The 17,967-nt window shown below is 58.6% G+C and carries 17 protein-coding genes; 7 read left to right on the top strand and 10 right to left on the bottom strand.

Annotated features, from left to right (window positions below; genetic code table 11):
• Window positions 1-41 precede the first annotated feature (41 nt).
• Genes ccsA (VI215_06820) through ccsA (VI215_06835) form a run of 4 tightly spaced genes read left to right on the top strand, consistent with a single transcriptional unit; the run spans window position 42 to window position 3,639 of the window.
• Entirely contained in the window at window positions 42-728 is a 687-nt protein-coding gene (gene ccsA / locus VI215_06820; GenBank protein ID HEY6192026.1) for a cytochrome c biogenesis protein CcsA, read from the top strand.
• The gene (locus VI215_06825) at window positions 729-869 is read left to right on the top strand and encodes a CcmD family protein (GenBank protein ID HEY6192027.1); all 141 of its coding nucleotides are present in this window, start codon (window positions 729-731) and stop codon (window positions 867-869) included.
• Between the two features lie 3 nt (window positions 870-872).
• Window positions 873-1,262, top strand: coding sequence for a cytochrome c maturation protein CcmE (locus tag VI215_06830; GenBank protein ID HEY6192028.1), 390 nt, complete (start codon window positions 873-875; stop codon window positions 1,260-1,262).
• A 46-nt stretch (window positions 1,263-1,308) separates the two neighbouring features.
• Window positions 1,309-3,639 carry a cytochrome c biogenesis protein CcsA gene (gene ccsA, locus VI215_06835; GenBank protein HEY6192029.1) on the top strand — a complete coding sequence of 777 codons (2,331 nt, stop codon included), beginning with the start codon at window positions 1,309-1,311 and terminating at the stop codon, window positions 3,637-3,639.
• A 44-nt stretch (window positions 3,640-3,683) separates the two neighbouring features.
• On the opposite strand, the gene VI215_06840 is transcribed toward ccsA (VI215_06835), so the two are convergent.
• The 3 genes from VI215_06840 to VI215_06850 all read right to left on the bottom strand — a co-directional run bounded on the left by VI215_06840 (window position 3,684) and on the right by VI215_06850 (window position 5,260).
• Window positions 3,684-4,019 (bottom strand): heavy-metal-associated domain-containing protein, encoded by a 336-nt coding sequence (locus VI215_06840; GenBank protein HEY6192030.1) that lies wholly within the window; start codon window positions 4,017-4,019, stop codon window positions 3,684-3,686.
• 27 nt (window positions 4,020-4,046) lie between these two features.
• Window positions 4,047-4,580, bottom strand: coding sequence for a Fe-S-containing protein (locus VI215_06845; protein HEY6192031.1), 534 nt, complete (start codon window positions 4,578-4,580; stop codon window positions 4,047-4,049).
• A 263-nt stretch (window positions 4,581-4,843) separates the two neighbouring features.
• A complete protein-coding gene (locus VI215_06850; GenBank protein ID HEY6192032.1) occupies window positions 4,844-5,260 on the bottom strand; it encodes a hypothetical protein in 417 nt (138 codons plus the stop codon).
• A 303-nt stretch (window positions 5,261-5,563) separates the two neighbouring features.
• On the opposite strand from VI215_06850, the gene VI215_06855 reads away from it, so the two are divergent.
• Window positions 5,564-5,872, top strand: a complete 309-nt coding sequence (locus VI215_06855) for a YdhR family protein (protein ID HEY6192033.1) — start codon at window positions 5,564-5,566, stop codon at window positions 5,870-5,872.
• Between the two features lie 85 nt (window positions 5,873-5,957).
• On the opposite strand, the gene VI215_06860 is transcribed toward VI215_06855, so the two are convergent.
• The 7 genes from VI215_06860 to bshB1 all read right to left on the bottom strand — a co-directional run bounded on the left by VI215_06860 (window position 5,958) and on the right by bshB1 (window position 16,301).
• On the bottom strand, window positions 5,958-6,500 hold the full coding sequence (locus VI215_06860; GenBank protein HEY6192034.1) for a hypothetical protein: 543 nt from the start codon (window positions 6,498-6,500) through the stop codon (window positions 5,958-5,960).
• A gap of 143 nt (window positions 6,501-6,643) precedes the next feature.
• Window positions 6,644-9,844 (bottom strand): CusA/CzcA family heavy metal efflux RND transporter, encoded by a 3,201-nt coding sequence (locus VI215_06865; protein ID HEY6192035.1) that lies wholly within the window; start codon window positions 9,842-9,844, stop codon window positions 6,644-6,646.
• 1 nt (window position 9,845) lies between these two features.
• A complete protein-coding gene (locus VI215_06870; GenBank protein ID HEY6192036.1) occupies window positions 9,846-12,173 on the bottom strand; it encodes a copper-translocating P-type ATPase in 2,328 nt (775 codons plus the stop codon).
• A gap of 51 nt (window positions 12,174-12,224) precedes the next feature.
• A complete protein-coding gene (locus tag VI215_06875) occupies window positions 12,225-13,505 on the bottom strand; it encodes an efflux RND transporter periplasmic adaptor subunit (GenBank protein HEY6192037.1) in 1,281 nt (426 codons plus the stop codon).
• A 12-nt stretch (window positions 13,506-13,517) separates the two neighbouring features.
• Complete coding sequence (locus VI215_06880) at window positions 13,518-14,789, bottom strand: TolC family protein (protein ID HEY6192038.1); 1,272 nt, start codon at window positions 14,787-14,789, stop codon at window positions 13,518-13,520.
• 129 nt (window positions 14,790-14,918) lie between these two features.
• A complete protein-coding gene (locus VI215_06885; GenBank protein ID HEY6192039.1) occupies window positions 14,919-15,317 on the bottom strand; it encodes a hypothetical protein in 399 nt (132 codons plus the stop codon).
• A gap of 258 nt (window positions 15,318-15,575) precedes the next feature.
• Window positions 15,576-16,301: a bacillithiol biosynthesis deacetylase BshB1 gene (gene bshB1, locus VI215_06890; GenBank protein HEY6192040.1), complete on the bottom strand. Its 726-nt coding sequence runs from the start codon at window positions 16,299-16,301 to the stop codon at window positions 15,576-15,578.
• A 228-nt stretch (window positions 16,302-16,529) separates the two neighbouring features.
• On the opposite strand from bshB1, the gene xseA reads away from it, so the two are divergent.
• Window positions 16,530-17,738: an exodeoxyribonuclease VII large subunit gene (xseA, locus tag VI215_06895; GenBank protein ID HEY6192041.1), complete on the top strand. Its 1,209-nt coding sequence runs from the start codon at window positions 16,530-16,532 to the stop codon at window positions 17,736-17,738.
• Window positions 17,735-17,965 carry an exodeoxyribonuclease VII small subunit gene (gene xseB, locus VI215_06900; GenBank protein HEY6192042.1) on the top strand — a complete coding sequence of 77 codons (231 nt, stop codon included), beginning with the start codon at window positions 17,735-17,737 and terminating at the stop codon, window positions 17,963-17,965. Before xseA ends, xseB begins: the two co-directional genes overlap by 4 nt.
• Window positions 17,966-17,967: the final 2 nt, after the last annotated feature.

The following is a 17,967-nucleotide window of genomic DNA, read 5'->3' on the forward strand; positions in this document are numbered from 1 at the left end:
GGAATGATGGTTATCCTTTTAACGGCCAACTTGTGAGGTCGATGTTCTTAAAGTTGTTTCTCGGGGTCTGGCTCACCGCTGTGATCGTCACCGCGCTCGCGTTCCCGATCGTTCCGCATCCGGAGCGGTGGTACGAATTCCCCATTATTCCCGGGCTCGAAGACAAGGCCAGAATTCTCTTCTTCCACGTGCCGATGTCGTGGACGGCGGTGATCGGATTCGTGGTCTCGCTCCTCTACGGCATCAAATACCTTGTCCGCCGGAACCCCGACGACGATTTGAAGTCAGCCTCCTCCGCGGGCCTCGGGCTCCTTTTTTGCATTCTTGCCACCGTGACGGGCTCGCTCTGGGCGAAGTTCAACTGGGGCTCTTTCTGGAACTGGGACCCGCGCGAGACTTCGATCTTCGTCCTCCTGTTGATTTACGGCGCCTACTTTGCGCTCCGGTCGGCGATCGACGCCGAGGAGAAGCGGGCCACCCTTTCGGCCGCCTACGCGATTATCGCCGGCGCCGTCGCCCCGTTTTTTATTTTCATCATGCCGAGAATCGTCGCCAGCCTGCACCCCGAACCGATCGTGAACGCCGAGGGAAAAATACATATGAACGCCTCGATGCTGGCGGTCTTCCTCTGTTCTCTGGCGGGGTTTACCGTCCTGTTTTTCTGGATGATGGGGATGCGGGTGCGGGCGGCGCGGCTTGACTCTCTTTCCGAAAGCGAGGGTACCTGATTGTACGATTTTCTGCAACAGAACTCGTTGTACATCGTCCTGACCATCGTCCTGATTTGCTGGTTGGGCATTTTCCTCTATCTTCTCAGGCTGGACAGGAAGCTGTCGGCCCTTGAGCAGCGCACCAACAAGCGGGGTTAGAGCATGAAAATAAAAATCTTGATCGGATCGATCGTGATCGTGGGGGCGCTCGTCTTCGGGGCAATCTCCTTCGTCGAGACGAACGTGGAGTACACCGACTTCCAGTCGGCTGTCTCTTCCCACAAGAAGGTGCAGGTAAAGGGGGAGTGGCTGAAGGAAAAGGAATCGACCTTCGACGCCTCCACCGGGAAGTTCCTTTTCTCCATGAAGGACGATCAGGGAAAGGAAATGCCGGTCGTCTATGACGGCGCGAAGCCCAATAACTTCGAGATTGCGAACGCCATTGTGGTGAAAGGGCGGTACGAAGAAGGGGTCTTTCACGCGAGCGACATCCTCACCAAGTGCCCGTCGAAGTACGAGGGGGATGCGGCAACCGTGAAAAAGACGCTGTGACGCCGGGCCTGGCTGCGGGGAGATTGTTCGGCGAAGGAATCGGGTCGTGATCGGGAGCCTTCTGGTCAAAGCCGCCTTCCTCTCGATGCTCCTTTCGCTCGTTTCGTACTATCTCACGATGCGGCGCCATGACCAGCGCGCCCTCCAGGTCGCGCGCTATGCCTATCACGCGGCGGTGCTTGTCGTCATGAGCTTCTGCGCGCTCCTCATCTATTTCATTCTTACCCACCAGTTCCAATACGCGTATGTCTGGAACTACAGCTCCACCGACCTTCCGACCCCGCTCCTGATCTCGACGTTCTATGCGGGCCAGGAGGGGAGTTTCTCTCTCTGGACCCTTTACGTGTCGATTATCGGTGTGATTCTCATGCAATACACCTCGCGGAAGAATTATGAGCCGGAGGTGATGTTCGTGTGGACGATGATCGTGTCGTTCCTCCTGCTCATGCTGATCGTGAAGAACCCGTTCGCGATGATCTGGGAGAATTTTCCGAAGGACCTGGTTCATACGGGACCGGTCCCCGCCGACGCCGCCAATTTCGTGTGGCTCGACAGGGCGAAGGGGCTCTGGGCGCAATTCCCGGTGGAGGGGAGAGGGTTGAACCCGCTGCTCCAAAACTACTGGATGGTGATCCATCCCCAGATTCTGTTCACCGGATTCTCGACGATGGCGGTCCCGTTCACATTCGCGGTCGCCGGGCTCCTCCGGAGGGACTACCAGACCTGGATCCGGATTGCGAAGCCCTGGATCGTATTCGGCGCGGCGGTTCTCGGAACCGGAATCATCCTGGGCGGGTATTGGGCGTACGAAACCCTGGGCTGGGGGGGATACTGGGGCTGGGACCCTGTCGAGAACTCGTCTCTCATTCCGTGGCTCGTTGCGATCGCTTCGATCCACACGATGATGGCCCAGAGGCGCTCCGGGACATTCGTACGGACCAACTTTGCGCTCGCCATTCTCTGCTTCGTCATGGTTCTCTACAGCACATTTCTCACCCGGAGCGGGGTCCTGGGCGAAACCTCGGTTCACTCCTTCGTGGATGCCGGCATGTGGGCCTACTGGATGCTCCTGGGGGTCATTTTCCTCTTCGGAATCTTCGGATTCGGGCTCCTCGTGAGGCGCATGAAAGAGATGCCGAAGGTGCCGGTCGAGCACAGCATCTTCTCCAGGGAGTTCGCGCTCTACCTCGGCGCGTTCACGATCTGTTTCGCCGCCATCTTCATCACGATCGGAACATCTTCCCCGATCATCACGGGGATTATCAAGGGGAGGCCGGCCGCCGTGGACACGTCGTTCTACGTGAAGACGATTCTTCCCCTCGGGATCGTGGTCGCGCTCCTGGCGGGGATCGGCCAGCTGCTCTGGTGGAGGAACTCCAGCCTCAAGACGCTTCTCGCAGGCCTCCTCTATCCGCTCCTTTCCGCCGTCGTCTTCGGGATCGTCCTCTGGTTCGCGGGAATGCACGACCCGCCGTTCCTTCTCTTCTCGTTCGCCTCGGCCTTTGCCCTCTTCGTGAACCTGTTTGTCGGCTACCGCATCTTCCGGGGAAACCCGAAATATGCGGGCGGGGCGATCGCGCACATCGGACTGGCGCTGCTCTTCCTCGGATTTGTGGCAAGCTCGAGGTACGACGATAAACAGACGGTCTCTCTCGAGCAGGGAAAACCGGTGGATGTGCTGGGTGGATACAAGCTGACGTACCTCGGAAACCACCCTCTGGATGCGGAACGCTATGGATTCACCGTGCAGGTGGACCGGGGCGACCAGACCTACACCGTGACGCCCGTGATCAGGTACAGTTCCTTCACCAACAGCATGATGCGCAATCCCGATATCCTGAACATGTACACACGCGACCTCTACCTTTCCCCGCTCTCCATCGAGGCGGGCGGAAGCGGGAAGGAGCAGACCGTTCTATTTAAAAAGGGAGAGGCCCGCGACGTGGCCGGAATGAAGGTCAGGTTCGTCGATTTCGACTTCAGCTCGATGGAGAAGGGAAAGATGGTCACCGGGGGGGAGTTCACGATCGGGGTGATTCTCGAGGTGACGCGCGGGGAAAAGACGGAGACGCTCAAACCGCTGATGAAGAATTCAGGGGGCTCGATTTCCTACATCCCCGCCACTCCGGCCGGAACGTCCGTCGGGTTCACGATCGTAAAGCTCCAACCGAACCGGGAGGACCCGTCGCAATCGAGCGTGGAGATCGGGGTGAACGACCGGGGGGCGTCGAAGAAAAAGGATCAGGCCGAGACACTCATCATCGAGGCGAGCGTAAAGCCGTTCATCAACCTGGTCTGGATGGGGACGGTGACTCTCATCGTGGGCTTCGTCCTCACGATCATCAGAAGGGTGGAGGAGGCAAGGGAGAAGAGCTGACGCGGGGTGGGGCGGCGTCATCCCAAATTATTTCTTGGAACCTGTCAGCCGTCGATTTTACAGCATGCCGGCAGTTTCTCGTATGCGTCCGGATTTCTTTTCCGGCCGTTGGCGTCGTACCCCGCTTCGGAGATCGCCGATTCGATCGTTTGGACATTCGTCTGCAGAGCCACGAATTTCACCTCCACCATCTTCTCCTTGACGTCCACGTTCACTTCTTTCACTCCCTCCACGGCGTAGACCGCCTTCTCGATTGTTTTTGCGCAAGTCCCGCACACCATCGAATTTGCTTTGATCGTGGCGGTTTCCAGCGGCTGTTTCGGACGGCACGCGGAGAAGACAAGACTGAGCGCGACAAGGAATAGCAGGTGGTGTTTCATGGTGTCATCCCTCTTTAAACGGATTCGTTAGATTCTCAGTTTCCAGTTTTTGAGCAACTTCTCTTCGATCTGAACCTGGTTGCCGACAATGGCGCTCGCGACCGGCGCCGGCGGATATTTCTGGCATGAGCCCTGGATCCCTTCGAGGTTATTCAGCTTCCACCGGGTTTCGCAGTTCCCGCAGGCAAGTTCATCCCCCTCGATACGGAAGGTGTGAGAGTTGCACGGCTCGCAGATCGCGACGGCGGTAACGACTTTCCCTTCGCCCGTGATGAAGGCGATCAGCGGGAGAGTCACCCCGGCCGCTTCGTATTCGAACCCGACCATTCTTTTTTCGAGCAGAAGAGAAACCGGAAAACTGATCTTCCCGTTTCCGATCTCGGGGGTGATCGGCTCGGGCTTGAGCACCTGGTCCGGCTTTGCAGAGGCCATCTCCACCTCGGGCTGCGCCGCAATCACCGGATGTTCACCTCCGGGGAGGTGCTTTGCGAACGTCAACAGGAAGAACGCAAAGAGGAGAAGGGCAAGCACCGAGTAAAGGACCCTTGCCTTCCGGGTCATTACTTTTTTGGCGGGAGGGGGAGCAGGCTGTCCGGCAGGCGCCGGCGCGTCCGCGGACGGGGCCCCGGGGGATAGTTTCCTTCCGCACGAGGAGCAAAACTGAGCTGCGTCCTTCAACCTGGAACCGCAATTCGGGCAGAATTGGAGGCCGCTCATGCGGTGTGTGGGGCGGCAGCTGAGGGAGGGATCATTCAATCCTCATCGGTGAAATAAAAAAGCCGTCCCGGAAAAGCGGGGACGGCTTCGCTGAATCTCGATCGTGCTTAGTTCGTTCCCTTTGCTTCGACGATCTTGGCGCCCGTCTTCTTCACGGAGTTGCTCGCTTTCGCGCCCTTCGCCTTGCCCGCGCAGCAATCGGCCTTCGTTCCGGCCTTCGTCATGCTCGCCTTCGACATATCGCAATTGGCCTTCTCGGCCGCGGTGCAGTTTGCGGCATCCTTCACGCCCTTCATCGCGCATTCTTTCCCGGAAGCCTGTGCGACACCCTTGTCGCTCACGGGGACGATGACAGCATCTTTATCGCTCTTTGAAGCGGTAGATAACGATGCCTTGGTGCCGTGTGCGCAGCACGATGCGGTCGAACCGGCCGGACACTTCTTACCGTCGTCGCCGCGCCCGAAAGCAAGCGAGAGGGAGAGGAGAACGGCCACACAACAACCGACTATCACGCGATAATTCATGGCTGAGACCCTTACACGTAGTGAATGGTTAATGGATGAATGCTGATACGTTCTATAACAAGAATTTACAGGAATTAGTTACAAAAGCAAGGATTTTTTTTTGTGTGTGATCCCCGGTAGGGGGTACCCGCCGGAAGGGCACGGTTTACCCGCTTTCCTTTGATTCTATCGATTCTGTTCGAGGGCCATGCCATTGTGATCTTCGTCGGGCCACGCGAACACCGTCATGATCCGGCCACTGCGTTTGCTTATTTTGTCCGAAAAACTTACTTTTCCAGCATTATTCACTATTATGATATGATTATGCGCGCACAACTGATCACCTATCAATTAAGCGATATCACCCAGGCGGAATATTTGAAACAAATGGTTGAACCGGACGCTCCCGTTTTAGCAAATGTGAAAGGTCTTATCTCAAAGGTTTGGTTGGCAGACATAGATAAGAATACGTTTGGCGGCTTCTATTTGTGGGAAAACAAGACTGCAATGGAAGACTTCATGCATTCTGAACTTGTAAAAGCAGTTGTGAGCAGACCGTTCGTAAAAAATGTCGCATCTGTCGACTGGGACGTAAATCAAAAAGCTTCATTAATTACTCGCGGACTGAAATAAGAAGATCGAATTCGTCTGCTCCTTCCAAGCGTTACGCTCAGACTGAAACCGGTCGCCAAGCTCCCTCAGGATGGCATTCGGGGGATCAATGATGCATGTGTTCGTGGGGGTGCTCCGGCGTTCCATAACCCCGGAGATCGATGTACTTATTGACCTGCCCTGCGGTGAGGATCTCTTTTTCCGCAAGATGTGCCCTGAGGTGAGTCGCGCGAAGCCTCCCCTGGAGTTCGCCGATATGGGCCGTCAGTGAGTCGAGCCGGTTTGTATTGATGGTCCCGGATGCAAATTCCTTGTCCAGCTCGCGCTCGGTTTCGACGAGCTCTCTTCCTACTCGAACCGCCTTCTTGTGCATCTCTTCAAATGCTTTCTGTGTCATCGCTTTCTGCTCCTGATTTAAATTCAACTCCGCTGCCATATCAAGTACATGTTTCGGCCCGGGGTACCTGTTCAGCTCTGCCGCTTTGGCAAGACCCATCCCCTCGCCATTCTCGTACGATTGAATTTCGTCCTGGGAGAGAGATTTGATTGGCCTCATCTCCTGCCCGGCGTAGGGAGATTTCTGAATCTGCGGGAGGGGGGTGGTTCCCATCAGTAATAAAACGGCGATAAAAGGGATGTATCTCATCATGGTAACTCCTGTTGTTATGGAAGATTAAAGACCGCGGCCTAAAGGCCGCGGCTACCGTCTATTTGGCTGATGAACGCGGCCTAAAGGCCGCGCCTACCGATTAGCTGACGACATCAACGCGGCCTAAAGGCCGCGCCTACCGGTTATCCGGCGGCATTAACGCGGTCTATGGCGGAACTCTTCAGCGTTCCTCTCCTCAAAGCCGCTTCCTTCATGAGAGAAAAAATTACCGGCGTGACAAGGAGAACATGGATCGCCGAAGTAAGGATTCCTCCAACCATGGGGGCTGCAATCGGCTTCATCACGTCGGATCCGGCTCCGGTGCTCCACATGATCGGCATCAATCCCAGGATATTCGTCGCGACGGTCATGAGCTTCGGCCGGAGTCTCAGAACGGCCCCGTCAACCGTCGCCTGAATGATATCTTCATGCCGGAGCATGCCGGTTGCCAACCGCCGGTCGAGCGCCTCGTGGAGATAAATGACCATCACGACCCCCGTTTCCACCGCCACGCCATAGAGCGCGATGAATCCTATCCAGACCGCCACACTCAGGTTATATCCAAGAAAGTAGATCAGATAGACTCCTCCGATGAGCGCAAAGGGGACCGAGAGCATGACCATCGAGGCCTCCAGGAACGACCTGAACGTGAAGTAAAGCATGAGAAAGATCACGATAAAGACGATGGGCAGCACAAGTTCTATGCGTCTCTTCGCCCTGATTTGATTTTCATACTGTCCGCTCCAGGAGAGATAGTAGCCAGGCGGGAGCTTCATCTTTTGTTCGAGCGCGGTTTTCGCGTCGGAAACGAACCCTCCCATATCCCTTCCCCTGACATTGAGATAAACGATTGACCGGAGCAGGCTGTTTTCACTGTTGATCATCGGGGGTCCCGGCATCTGTCGGATGTCGGCAAGCTGCGCGAGGGGAACGTAGGCGTATTTTCGAAGGCTTTCGCCGGCAGACGCTCCAGCCATCCCGCTCCCCGGCCGCGGGACCGGCACGAGCAATTTTCCCAGCGCGTCCGGGTTATCGCGAAAGTCCTTCGCAAAGCGGACCCGGATCGGGAACCGGCGCCTTCCCTCCACTGTGGTGGAGATATTCTCCCCGCCGATCGCGCCCTCGATGAAGTCGAGAACGGCGCCGGCGTTGATGCCGTAGCGCGCCACTGCCCCGGGTTTGACGTCGATATCGAGGAACTCGCCCCCGGTGACACGCTCGGCGTACAGATCCGCCGCTCCGGACACTTCCTTCAGGACGCGCTCGGCCTCGATGGCCAGGCGCTCCAGCGTGTCGAGATTGTCTCCGAAGACTTTCACGCCGAGATCGGTCCTCACACCGGTGGAGAGCATGTTGATGCGGTTGATGATCGGTTGTGTCCACCCGTTCCGCACGCCGGGAATCTGGAGCTGGCTGTCGAGCTGCTCGATGATGTCGTTCTTGGTCAACCCTTTGCGCCACTCGGCCCTCGGCTTGAGCAGGATGATCGTCTCGATCATGTTGACCGGGGCGGGGTCGGTGGAGGTCTCCGCGCGGCCCACCTTGCCGAGGACCTGTTTCACTTCGGGGAAGCCCGCGATGATCTTATCCTGTACCTGGAGGATCCGTTTCGCTTCGGTAATCGAAACGTTCGGGAGGGCGACCGGCATGAAGAGGAGGCTTCCCTCGTCGAGAGGGGGCATAAACTCGGAGCCGATGCTCAGGAGCATCGGGATTGCGATCAGAAGCGCGATCGCGTTGACGGCGAGCGTCGTTTTCCGGTACTTGAGCGCCTTCCTGAGCACCGGTTCGTACAGGCGCATCAGGATCCGGGAGACCGGGTTCTGTTCTTCGGGGCGGAATTTTCCCCGCATCAGCATCGTCATCAGCATGGGAACGAGCGTGATCGAAATGATCGCCGAGGCGGCGAGGGCAAAGGTCTTCGTCCACGCGAGGGGGTGGAAGAGCTTCCCTTCCTGTCCTTCCAGCATGAAAACGGGCAGGAAAGAAACGACGATGATCGCGAGCGAAAAGAAGATGGCCCGTCCGACCTGCTGCGCCGAACGTATCGAGACCTCGGTGTAGTCCACGGGGCCCCCCTGCGACTGCGCCTGGGCGATATTCCGGTAGGCGTTTTCGACAAGCACGATCGACGAATCGACGAGCACGCCGATAGCGATCGCCAGGCCGCCCAGGCTCATGATGTTCGAGGTGATCCCGAACTGCTTCATGAGGATGAAGGCGATCAGGACAGACACCGGCATTTCGATGAGGATCCTGAGCGCGCTCCGGACGTGAAAAATGAAAATCATGACGATGAGGCTCACGATCAGGGCTTCCTCGACGAGCGCGTGCCGGAGGGTGTCGATCGATTGGTCGATGAGGTCCGACCGGTCGTACGCGGTCTTGATCTCGACTCCGGAAGGGAGGCCTTTCTGAATCTCGGCGATCTTGACTTTGACGCGGTCGATGACGTCCTTCGCGTTCTCCCCGTAGCGCATCACGACAATCCCCCCGACGGTCTCTCCCTCCCCGTTTTTGTCCAGGAGGCCGAGCCGAAGGTCATTTCCCATCTGGACCGTCCCGAGGCTTCCGATCGTCACCGGCACGCCCCCCGGGCCGGTACCCACCGGGATCGTTTCGATCTCCTTGACCGAACGGATGTACCCGAGACCCCGGACGTACATCTGGCTCTCGTTCGATTCGATGATTTTTCCGCCGACATCCCGGTTGGAGTTCGTGATCGCCTCAACGACCATCTTCACGTCGACGTCGGCTGCCACCAGCTTGTTCGGATCGAGGTCGACCTGGTACTGCTTGACAAATCCCCCCACGCTTGCGATCTCCGCAACTCCCGGGACGGAATTCAACTGATAGCGCACATACCAGTCCTGGATTGCGCGGAGCTCGCCAAGATCGGACTCTTTTCCCTCGACCGTGTACCATAAGACGTGCCCCACGCCCGTGCCGTCCGGCCCCAGCGTCGGGATCACGCCGGCGGGAAGGGAGGAGGCGGCATAGCTGAGCTTTTCGAGCACGCGGCTCCGGGCCCAGTAGATGTCGGTGTTGTCCTCGAAGATGATATAGATGAACGACATCCCGAACATCGATTGCGCCCTGACGGCCTTCACGCTCGGAAGTCCCTGCAGGTTGCTCACCAGGGGGTAGGTGATCTGGTCTTCGATGATCTTCGGCGACCGGCCCATCCATTGCGTGAAGACGATCACCTGGTTATCGGAGAGATCGGGGATCGCATCGACGGGAGTATGGTAGACCGACCAGACGCCCCACCCGATCAATATGCAGTAGAACAGTATGACTGCAAATTTGTTGCGGGCCGACCAATCGATGATTTTTTCGATCATGTTAGCTCACTTTCCCCATGGATGCGTGTTGATGCGACCCTTCCGCAGCCGGCATGCGCGGGATGTTTCCGGCAACAGGAGGCAGGTTTCTTCCCAGGGTCTTCGCATTCAGCGCGACGACGACTGTGCTCACCGACATCAGGACCGCCCCGAGGGCGGGACTGAGCAGGATCCCGTACGAAGAGAGGACTCCCGCGGCAAGCGGTATGGCCAGCGCATTATATCCCGTGGCCCAGATCAGGTTTTGCACCATCTTCCTGTAGGTCGCCCGGGCCAGCACCACCACAACGGCGACATCGAGAGGATTGCTCTTCACCAGGACGATGTCCGCCGTTTCGATGGCGATGCCGGTCCCGGCTCCGATCGCCATGCCGACATCCGCCTGCGCAAGGGCGGGAGCGTCGTTGACCCCGTCGCCCACCATCGCGACCACGAGCCCGCGGGATTGGACTTCCTTCACGATGGAGGCCTTCCGCTGGGGGGGTACTTCGGCAAAATACTCTTCGATTCCGACTTCCCGGGCCACCCTCTCGGCGACAAGCTTGTTGTCTCCGGTGAGCATCAGGCACCGGATCCCGAGCCCGCGAAGGGCGGCAACAGCCTGCCGGGACTCGGGACGAACCATATCCGCGAGGGCGATGGCGGCCGCAGGCTTCCCATCGATCAGCACATAGACCACTGTCTTCCCTTCCGCCTGAAACTTCTCCGCGCGCCCGTCGGTGGAGGAAGGGTGGTGCGATCTGACGAAGGCGGAACTGACCACCTGTACCCTGCGTCCGTTCACCAGGGCTTCGGCCCCCTCGCCCGGTGTCGATCGAAAACCGCTCGACGTGAGGCGCGCGGCGCCCGAGGCGGCGATCGCCCGCGCTATGGGGTGTTCCGACCGGGACTCGACCGCCGCGGCGGCGTCGAGCAGGTCCTGTTTCACGGCGCCCGGGTCGATGAGCACCACATCGGTGATCCCGAACGATCCCGCCGTCAACGTCCCGGTTTTGTCGAAGATGACGGCCTGGATGTTTCGCGCCTTCTCGAACGCCGTCCTGTTCCGCAGGAGCAACCCCCTGCGTGCCGAGAGGGCGGTCGAGACCGCAACCACGAGCGGGATCGCAAGCCCGAGAGCGTGGGGGCAGGTGATGACCATGACCGTCACCGTCCTCTCGAGCGCGAACGCAAAGTCGCTTCCCTCGAGCCCCAGCCACGCCGCCATCGTCGCGGCGCCCGATCCGACGGCGATGAATGTAAGCCAGAGCGCCGCCCGGTCGGCAAGGTCCTGCGTGCGCGACTTGCTCTGCTGTGCGCTGTCGACGAGCCGCATCACCTGCGAGATAAATGAATCCTCGCCCGTTTTCGTAATCGTGACGGAGATCGAGCCTTCCCCCGTCAGCGACCCTCCGATCACCTCGGATCCCTCTCTCCTCAGAACCGGCGCCGACTCGCCGGTGAGGAGGGATTCGTTCACCAGGGTTTCCCCTTCGAGCACTTTTCCGTCGGCCGGAATCTTCTCGCCGGACCTCACCAGCACCCGGTCTCCGGCCGAGAGTTCGCCCGTCGGCACATCGACGATCGAACGATCGGGCAGGATTTTGTGCGCCAGGGCGGGGATCAGCTTCGCCAGCTCCTCCAGGGCGCCGGAGGCGCCCATGACCGATCTCATCTCGATCCAGTGTCCAAGGAGCATGAGATCGATCAGGGTTGCGAGCTCCCAGAAAAAGAGGGAGCCGTGTAAGCCGAAGACGACGAACGAGCTATAGCAGTACGCCACACCGATTGCCAGGCCGATCAACGCCATCATCCCGGGCCTTTTTCCCTTCACTTCGTAGTAAAGTCCCTGGAGAAACGGCATGCCGCCATAAAAGAAAACGATCGTCGAAAGCGCGAACAGGACGTAGGAGTCGCCCCCGAACCGCAGGATCTCTCCCAGCCCCAGCCAATCCTGGATCATGGGGGAGAGGAGCAGGAGCGGGATGGTCAGGCCGGTCGAGAAGAAGAAACGTTTCCTGAAGTCGCGCACGGCATGGGAATCTCCGCCGCGCCCGCCGGCCGGTTCAAGCCGCATTCCGCACTCCGGGCATGTTCCCGGACCGCCGGATCTGACGTGAGGATGCATCGGACAGAAGAACCCCGACCCGCCCGTTTCGAGCGCGGCGGCGCCCGAACCGTGGCCCGCATGAGGCGATTCTGCCCCTGATCGGGTGAACCTTGAAGGATCTGCCTCGAATCGCGACTTGCAGCCGGCGGAGCAGAAGTAGTCTGTTTTGCCGGGCGAAACGGAGGAGTATTTCGCCTTCGTCTCGTCCACATTCATCCCGCAAACGGGATCCTTTACCATGTCCGGTACCTCATCGCTTTTTCTTCTCCTTGTGTGTCAGGGAATCGGCCTTCATGAAGCCGGCGTCGCTTCCTGCAACTGGCTTTCCGAATCGAGGAGATACCCCCCGGAAATCACAACCCGGTCTCCTTCTTCGAGACCTTCCAGAATCTGGACGTCATCGCCAACCCGTTCTCCCCGGCGGACCTCCCTTGCCTCGAAGAGGTCAGGCGCCGTTTGAACCCATACGACGGTGCGATTCCCTGTCGAGAGAACCGCGGTCGCTGGGACAAGGAGGGCTGGAGAGAGCGGCACGGTTGCCCGGGCATTCAGATACATCCCGGGCTTGAGCAGCTCTCCCGGATTAGCGAGTTCGACGCGAACCGCGACGGTCCGGGTGGCCGGGTCGACCACCGGACTGATAAAACTCACCTTCCCCGAGAATCCCCTCCCCGGGAACGCGTCGCTCGCAGCCGTCACCGCCTGTCCGACTTTGAGCCACTTCATTTCAACTTCATAGAAATCGGCTTCCATCCAGACCCTGGAGAGATCGGCCACATCGAAAAGGTCCTCTCCCGCCGCCGCATAGTGCTGGGGATCGGTATTTTTCTTAATGACCGTCCCGCCGATGGGGGAGTAGATCGTGACGACATTCTGAACCGACTTTGTGCTCTCGAGCCGGGCGATCTGCGCTTCCGTAAAGCCCCACTGGACAAGCTTCTCGCGGGACTGATCGGCAAGAGATTTCGCGCCGCCGGAGATCATCTCCGGCGCGTCCTTCACCTCGACGTAGGAATCCGAGGCGAGAAGATACTCCTGTTGAGCGGAGATCGCCTCAGGGCTGTACATCTCCGCGACGGGATCGCCCTTGCGGATTTGCCCGCCTATGAAGCTCACATAGAGTTTCTCCACTCTGCCCGGAAATCGGGCGCTGATCTGCCTGAACCCGGTCTCCGCATACTCGATCCGTCCCACCGCCCGGATTGTTTTCAGGCCCGGCTTCCGGCGCGCGACCGTCGTGGCGACCTGCGCCAGGACCTGCCGGGAGGGCGAAACGACGACCCGATTGACTCCCGTGGCGCTTTCGCGCCCCGTAGAGCTCTCCACGACCCTCTTCACGAGCGTCATGCCGCAGATATCGCATGCGCCCGGCTTGTCGCGGACGACTTGCGGGTGCATGGGACAGTAGTATTCATCCCGGCGGATTTTCTGCGTGGAGGAGAACCCGGTGCTGTCGCTCTCAGAGGCCGGAACGCGGTCCTGCTTCGCGGGAAAGATTTTGGGGTAGAGAAACCAACCGGCGGCACCGGCCAGGAGCAGGATCATCAGGGCAAGACTCAGTTTTGTTCGCATATCGCAAGCTCCTTATTTTGAACCCGGGAGCGATTCCGACCCGGCCTCGAATTCAAGGTCGGCGAGGGTCTGCTCAAAGTTCATTCGAATCATGAAATATTCTTTTGTGTACTGCGCGTAGCTCCTGTACTGATCGATCAGCATCAGGAAGTCGGTTTTTCCCGTCTGGTACGACGAAAGGCCGAGGTCGAGCGATTGCCTCGCCTGCGGCAGCACCGCCTGCCGGTAGAGGTCGAGCTGCCGTTTGTAACTCTCCGCCTTGTAGTAGAGATTCTTGATATTGTTGATCACCATGAGACGGGCCGCATGATACGACGCCTTCGACCCGTCGACCATCGCCGCCGCCTCGTCGACTCCGGCGCTCACCCTGGAGAGGGTCCACGGCACGAAGGGAAGCGTGATCCCCGCGCTCACGCTCCACCCCCTGAATCCCGAGGAGGGGGAAGTGACGCGGTCCAACCCGAATGTAAAGTCGGGGAGGTATTCCCTCCGTGCGAGGCTGAGGCGAACGTTCTGCTCGTCGACCTTGAGCGACTCGTGAAGGATCATCGGCCTCGTTTGCATGGCGAGTGCGATCAGGGAATCGAGATTCGCATCGAAAGTGAATTCCTCCGGGATGACCGCAAAGCCCAGCGTGTCGCCCTCGCTCCGATCGAGGATCGACATCAGCATCGACTTGGCGCTCAACTCCTGTTGCCTCAATGTGATCAGTTCGTTCGAAATCATGGTCTGCTCGACCTGCGCCTTCAGGACGTCCTGTTGCGAGGCCTCGCCGACCCCGTACCGCACCTGGGCGATCGATTTCATCTGGCCGGTCAGGCGCCCGCGCTCCCGGTCAAGGACCATGCTCTGTTGAACGAACCAGAGCTCATCGTACGCCTTCTTCAGCCTCGCGATGATCTCATTGACTTTTTCAAGATGGTCGTGATGCGCATGTTCGGCGAGTTTCGAGGCGATCTCGCTCCTGGCGGAGAGCTTGGACGGAAAGGGGACCTTCTGCATGAGCTCGAGATGGGAATACATCGCCTCGTTGAAGACGAACCCGGGCATTTCTTCCTGCATGAATTTCAGCTCGGGATCGGGGAGGGCGCCGGCCTGGGGTACCTTCGCTTCGGTCGCATCCCACTGAGAGAGGGCCTCCTGGATCTCCGGGTTTCTGAGCATCGCCTCGGCGACCAGAAACGAGAGATTGAGGACGGACGAATCTCCGAGTACCACGGAATCCACCTGGCCGAACGCCCCGGCGGGCGCCAGCAGGGTCATGAAAATAAGCGCGTATCGCATCATCGTTCCTCGCTAAATGGTCTTCAACCCGCCCCGATAACGACCATGACGGGGCGACAAGAGCTCGGGGATTCCGCACAAGCGAAAGGCCCGGTCGAGAACAGCCTGCCGCGCGGCAGGGCGAGGAACTTAGATCAGGAGTGAAGCGGTGAAGATGGGAATATCTTCCGAGGGAGGAGAGGGATCAAGAGACCTGACCGGCGGGCTCAGATCGAGCCGTGAAGCCGGGATGAAGAGGGACGCAACCGTTGACGCGACCGCGGCATATTGATGCGCCACATGCCGTTCGCCGAGAAATTCCGTGCGGTTCCGCTCGCCGGCGAAGACCGTCTTGCAGCAGTTGGTCGAGAGGGCGGCGCCGCCGGTCGTCGAACCAGCCCCATGGTTTTGAGCGCAGCACGAGGGGATTTCAGAGAGCCGCCCCATCATCGGGCACGCGGCGAAGACGACGGGAAGTCCGACGTTAAACAGGCAGAATACGACCGCCAGAACGAGCGAGCAAAACCTGTATGTCGGAATTTTAATCACTGATACTCTAACGCAGTTACTCCAGTAATGATTCCATTTCTGCAACAATAGCGTCAATTGAAGGTAGCGTATTCTAGGCCGATTGTCAATAGCGCCTTTCCGGATGTGATCTGGACCGCCTCTCGATTCTCGTTCCCACGCTCTGCGTGGGAACGCTTATTTCGGCCGCTCCGCGGCCGGTGACGCGGAGCGTCCCAATATACGCTCCCACGGAGACCGTGGGAGCGAGCCTAAGGGAGACCGTGGGAGCGAGCTTCACTATCCTTTAAACATCTTCAATCCGAACGGGTCGCCCACTCCGATCAGTTCGACGGAGTAAAACGGTTCCGCGTATTTCGTCCCGATTCGATAGCCATAGTAGGTCGCCCTGGCTTCGAGCATCTCGAGGAAGCCCTTCTGGCTCAGGATCGTCTGAGGGTCTTTCGATTTTGGATCATGGAACTGGGATTTGTGCGCCTTAATCGCTCTTAGCCGCTGACCGTAGACTTCCGAGATGTCGACTGCGAATGAGGGCTCGAACTCCTGCCACTGCATGTACTGAAAATAATTGTTCGGGCGCCAGGCCTCCTGCTTCACGCCATCCATCCTCGTCTCGATCTTCCGCAGTCCGGCGTAAAACCAGGCCTCGCGGCAGAGATGGTGAGACCGGACGTGATCCGGATGCCGCTCGGCAAAGTGGGGGATCAGAAGAATGGACGGCCTGTACTTCCGGTAGAGCCCGATGAGCTTTAACCTGTTGGCATCGGTGAGCTCAATATTGCCGTCGGGGAGGCGCAGGTTTTCCCTGACGCAACCGAGGATCTTCGCCGCCGCGCGGGCCTCCCGGGCTCTGATCGACCTGGTGCCGCGCGTCCCCAGCTCCCCCTCGGTCAAGTCGACGATCCCGACCTTATAACCCGCCTTGGCCATCTTTGCCACCGTGCCGCCGCAGCAAAGTTCAATGTCATCGGGATGCGCTCCGATCGCGAGAAGATCCAGTTGCATAATCAGCTCCGGGTTCCAGTTTGAAAAGTCTCGTGAATATAGAGAAAGAGTGAAAGAAAGGCAACCGCCTCGTGGTGCATCACTTTCACCACATATGTCATCCTGAGGGAGCGCAGCGACCGAAGGATCTCGTCAGTCGGACCAACGAGATCCTTCGCTTCGCTCAGGATGACAAAATGAAATGCACCCAGTTGATTCATGGCTTGTATTTGAATATATTCCCGGCGCATGAAAGCCGAGAGAAAAATCGTGACGGTGAGCGAGCTCACCCGTCAGATCAAGAGTACGCTCGAACAGGGGTTTCCCGTCGCAGCCGTGGAAGGGGAGATCTCCAACTACAAGCACCATTCCTCCGGGCATCTCTATTTCACGATCAAGGATGAGCATGCCCAAATCCAGGCGGTTCTCTGGAGGAGCCGCGCCGGCAGCCTGAGGTTCACACCCGGGGACGGCATGAAAATCGTTGCGCGCGGAAGGATCACCGTCTACGAGGTGCGGGGAGTCTACCAGCTCGACGTGGCGGAGCTGCTCCCGCTCGGAACCGGCGAGCTCCAGATGGCGTTCGAGAGATTGAAGCAGAAACTCTCTGCAAAAGGGTATTTTGAGCCGGGGAGGAAGAAACCGATTCCCCGCTTTCCCGCGCGGATCGGCCTCGTCACTTCTCCGGGAGGCGCGGCGGTCAAGGATATCGTCAAGATCATATCAAGGCGATGGCCTTCCGCAGAATTGATCCTGTACCCTGTAAGTGTGCAGGGAGCGGGTGCGGCGGGTGAGATCGCCGGGGCGATACGGGCGTTCAACGAGTGGGGAGGGGCCGATGTGCTGATTGTCGGGAGGGGAGGGGGCTCTCTGGAGGATCTCTGGGCCTTCAACGAAGAGGCGGTGGCGGACGCCATTTATCATTCCAGGATTCCGGTTATCAGCGCCGTAGGGCACGAGATCGACTTCTCCATCGCCGATTTTGTCGCCGATCTTCGCGCGCCGACACCCTCCGCAGCAGCCGAACTTGTCGTCCCCACGAGGACCGAAATGGTTGAAATTGTGCGCAATTATTGCTATACTATCAATCAGAACGCGATTGACCGCGTTGGATCGGAGCGAGAAAAAATCACGGGCATCTTGCGGAGCTATGCATTCAACAGGCCTCTCGACCTTCTCCGCCAGTATTCCCAGCAGACGGACGAATTGAGGCGCACGCTGAGCAGAGTCGTGACGAATCGGTTGACCCTCTCACGGGAGCAGTGGTCTTCCTTCGACAAGCGGATCAGCTCCGTGAACCCCGATCTGATTCTCCGGCGGGGATACGCGATCGTCCGGCGGGGAGGAGAGATTATCGGCAGCGTGCGGAAGTTGAAGAAATCGGATGTCATCGACCTATCCTTCCACGACGGCCGGGTCCCGGCCGTAGTCCAGGAACATTCCATGGGGCAGACTTGAGCAAGACCCCTTCGTTTGAGCATTCCCTCAAACGCCTTCAGCAAATCGTTGAAACACTTGAGGAGGGCTCGGTAAACCTCGAGGATGTCATGAAGATGTACGAGGAGGGGGTGGACCTCTCCAGGAAGTGCCTCGAGCAGCTTCAGCAGGTTGAAGTGAAGCTCAAGAGGTTGGGTAAAGAAATCGACGGAACGTTCAAACTGACAGACCAGAAACTGGAAGAATAAGC

It is taken from the genome of Bacteroidota bacterium, assembly GCA_036522515.1.
GTDB lineage: Bacteria > Bacteroidota > Ignavibacteria > UBA10030 > SZUA-254 > VBOC01.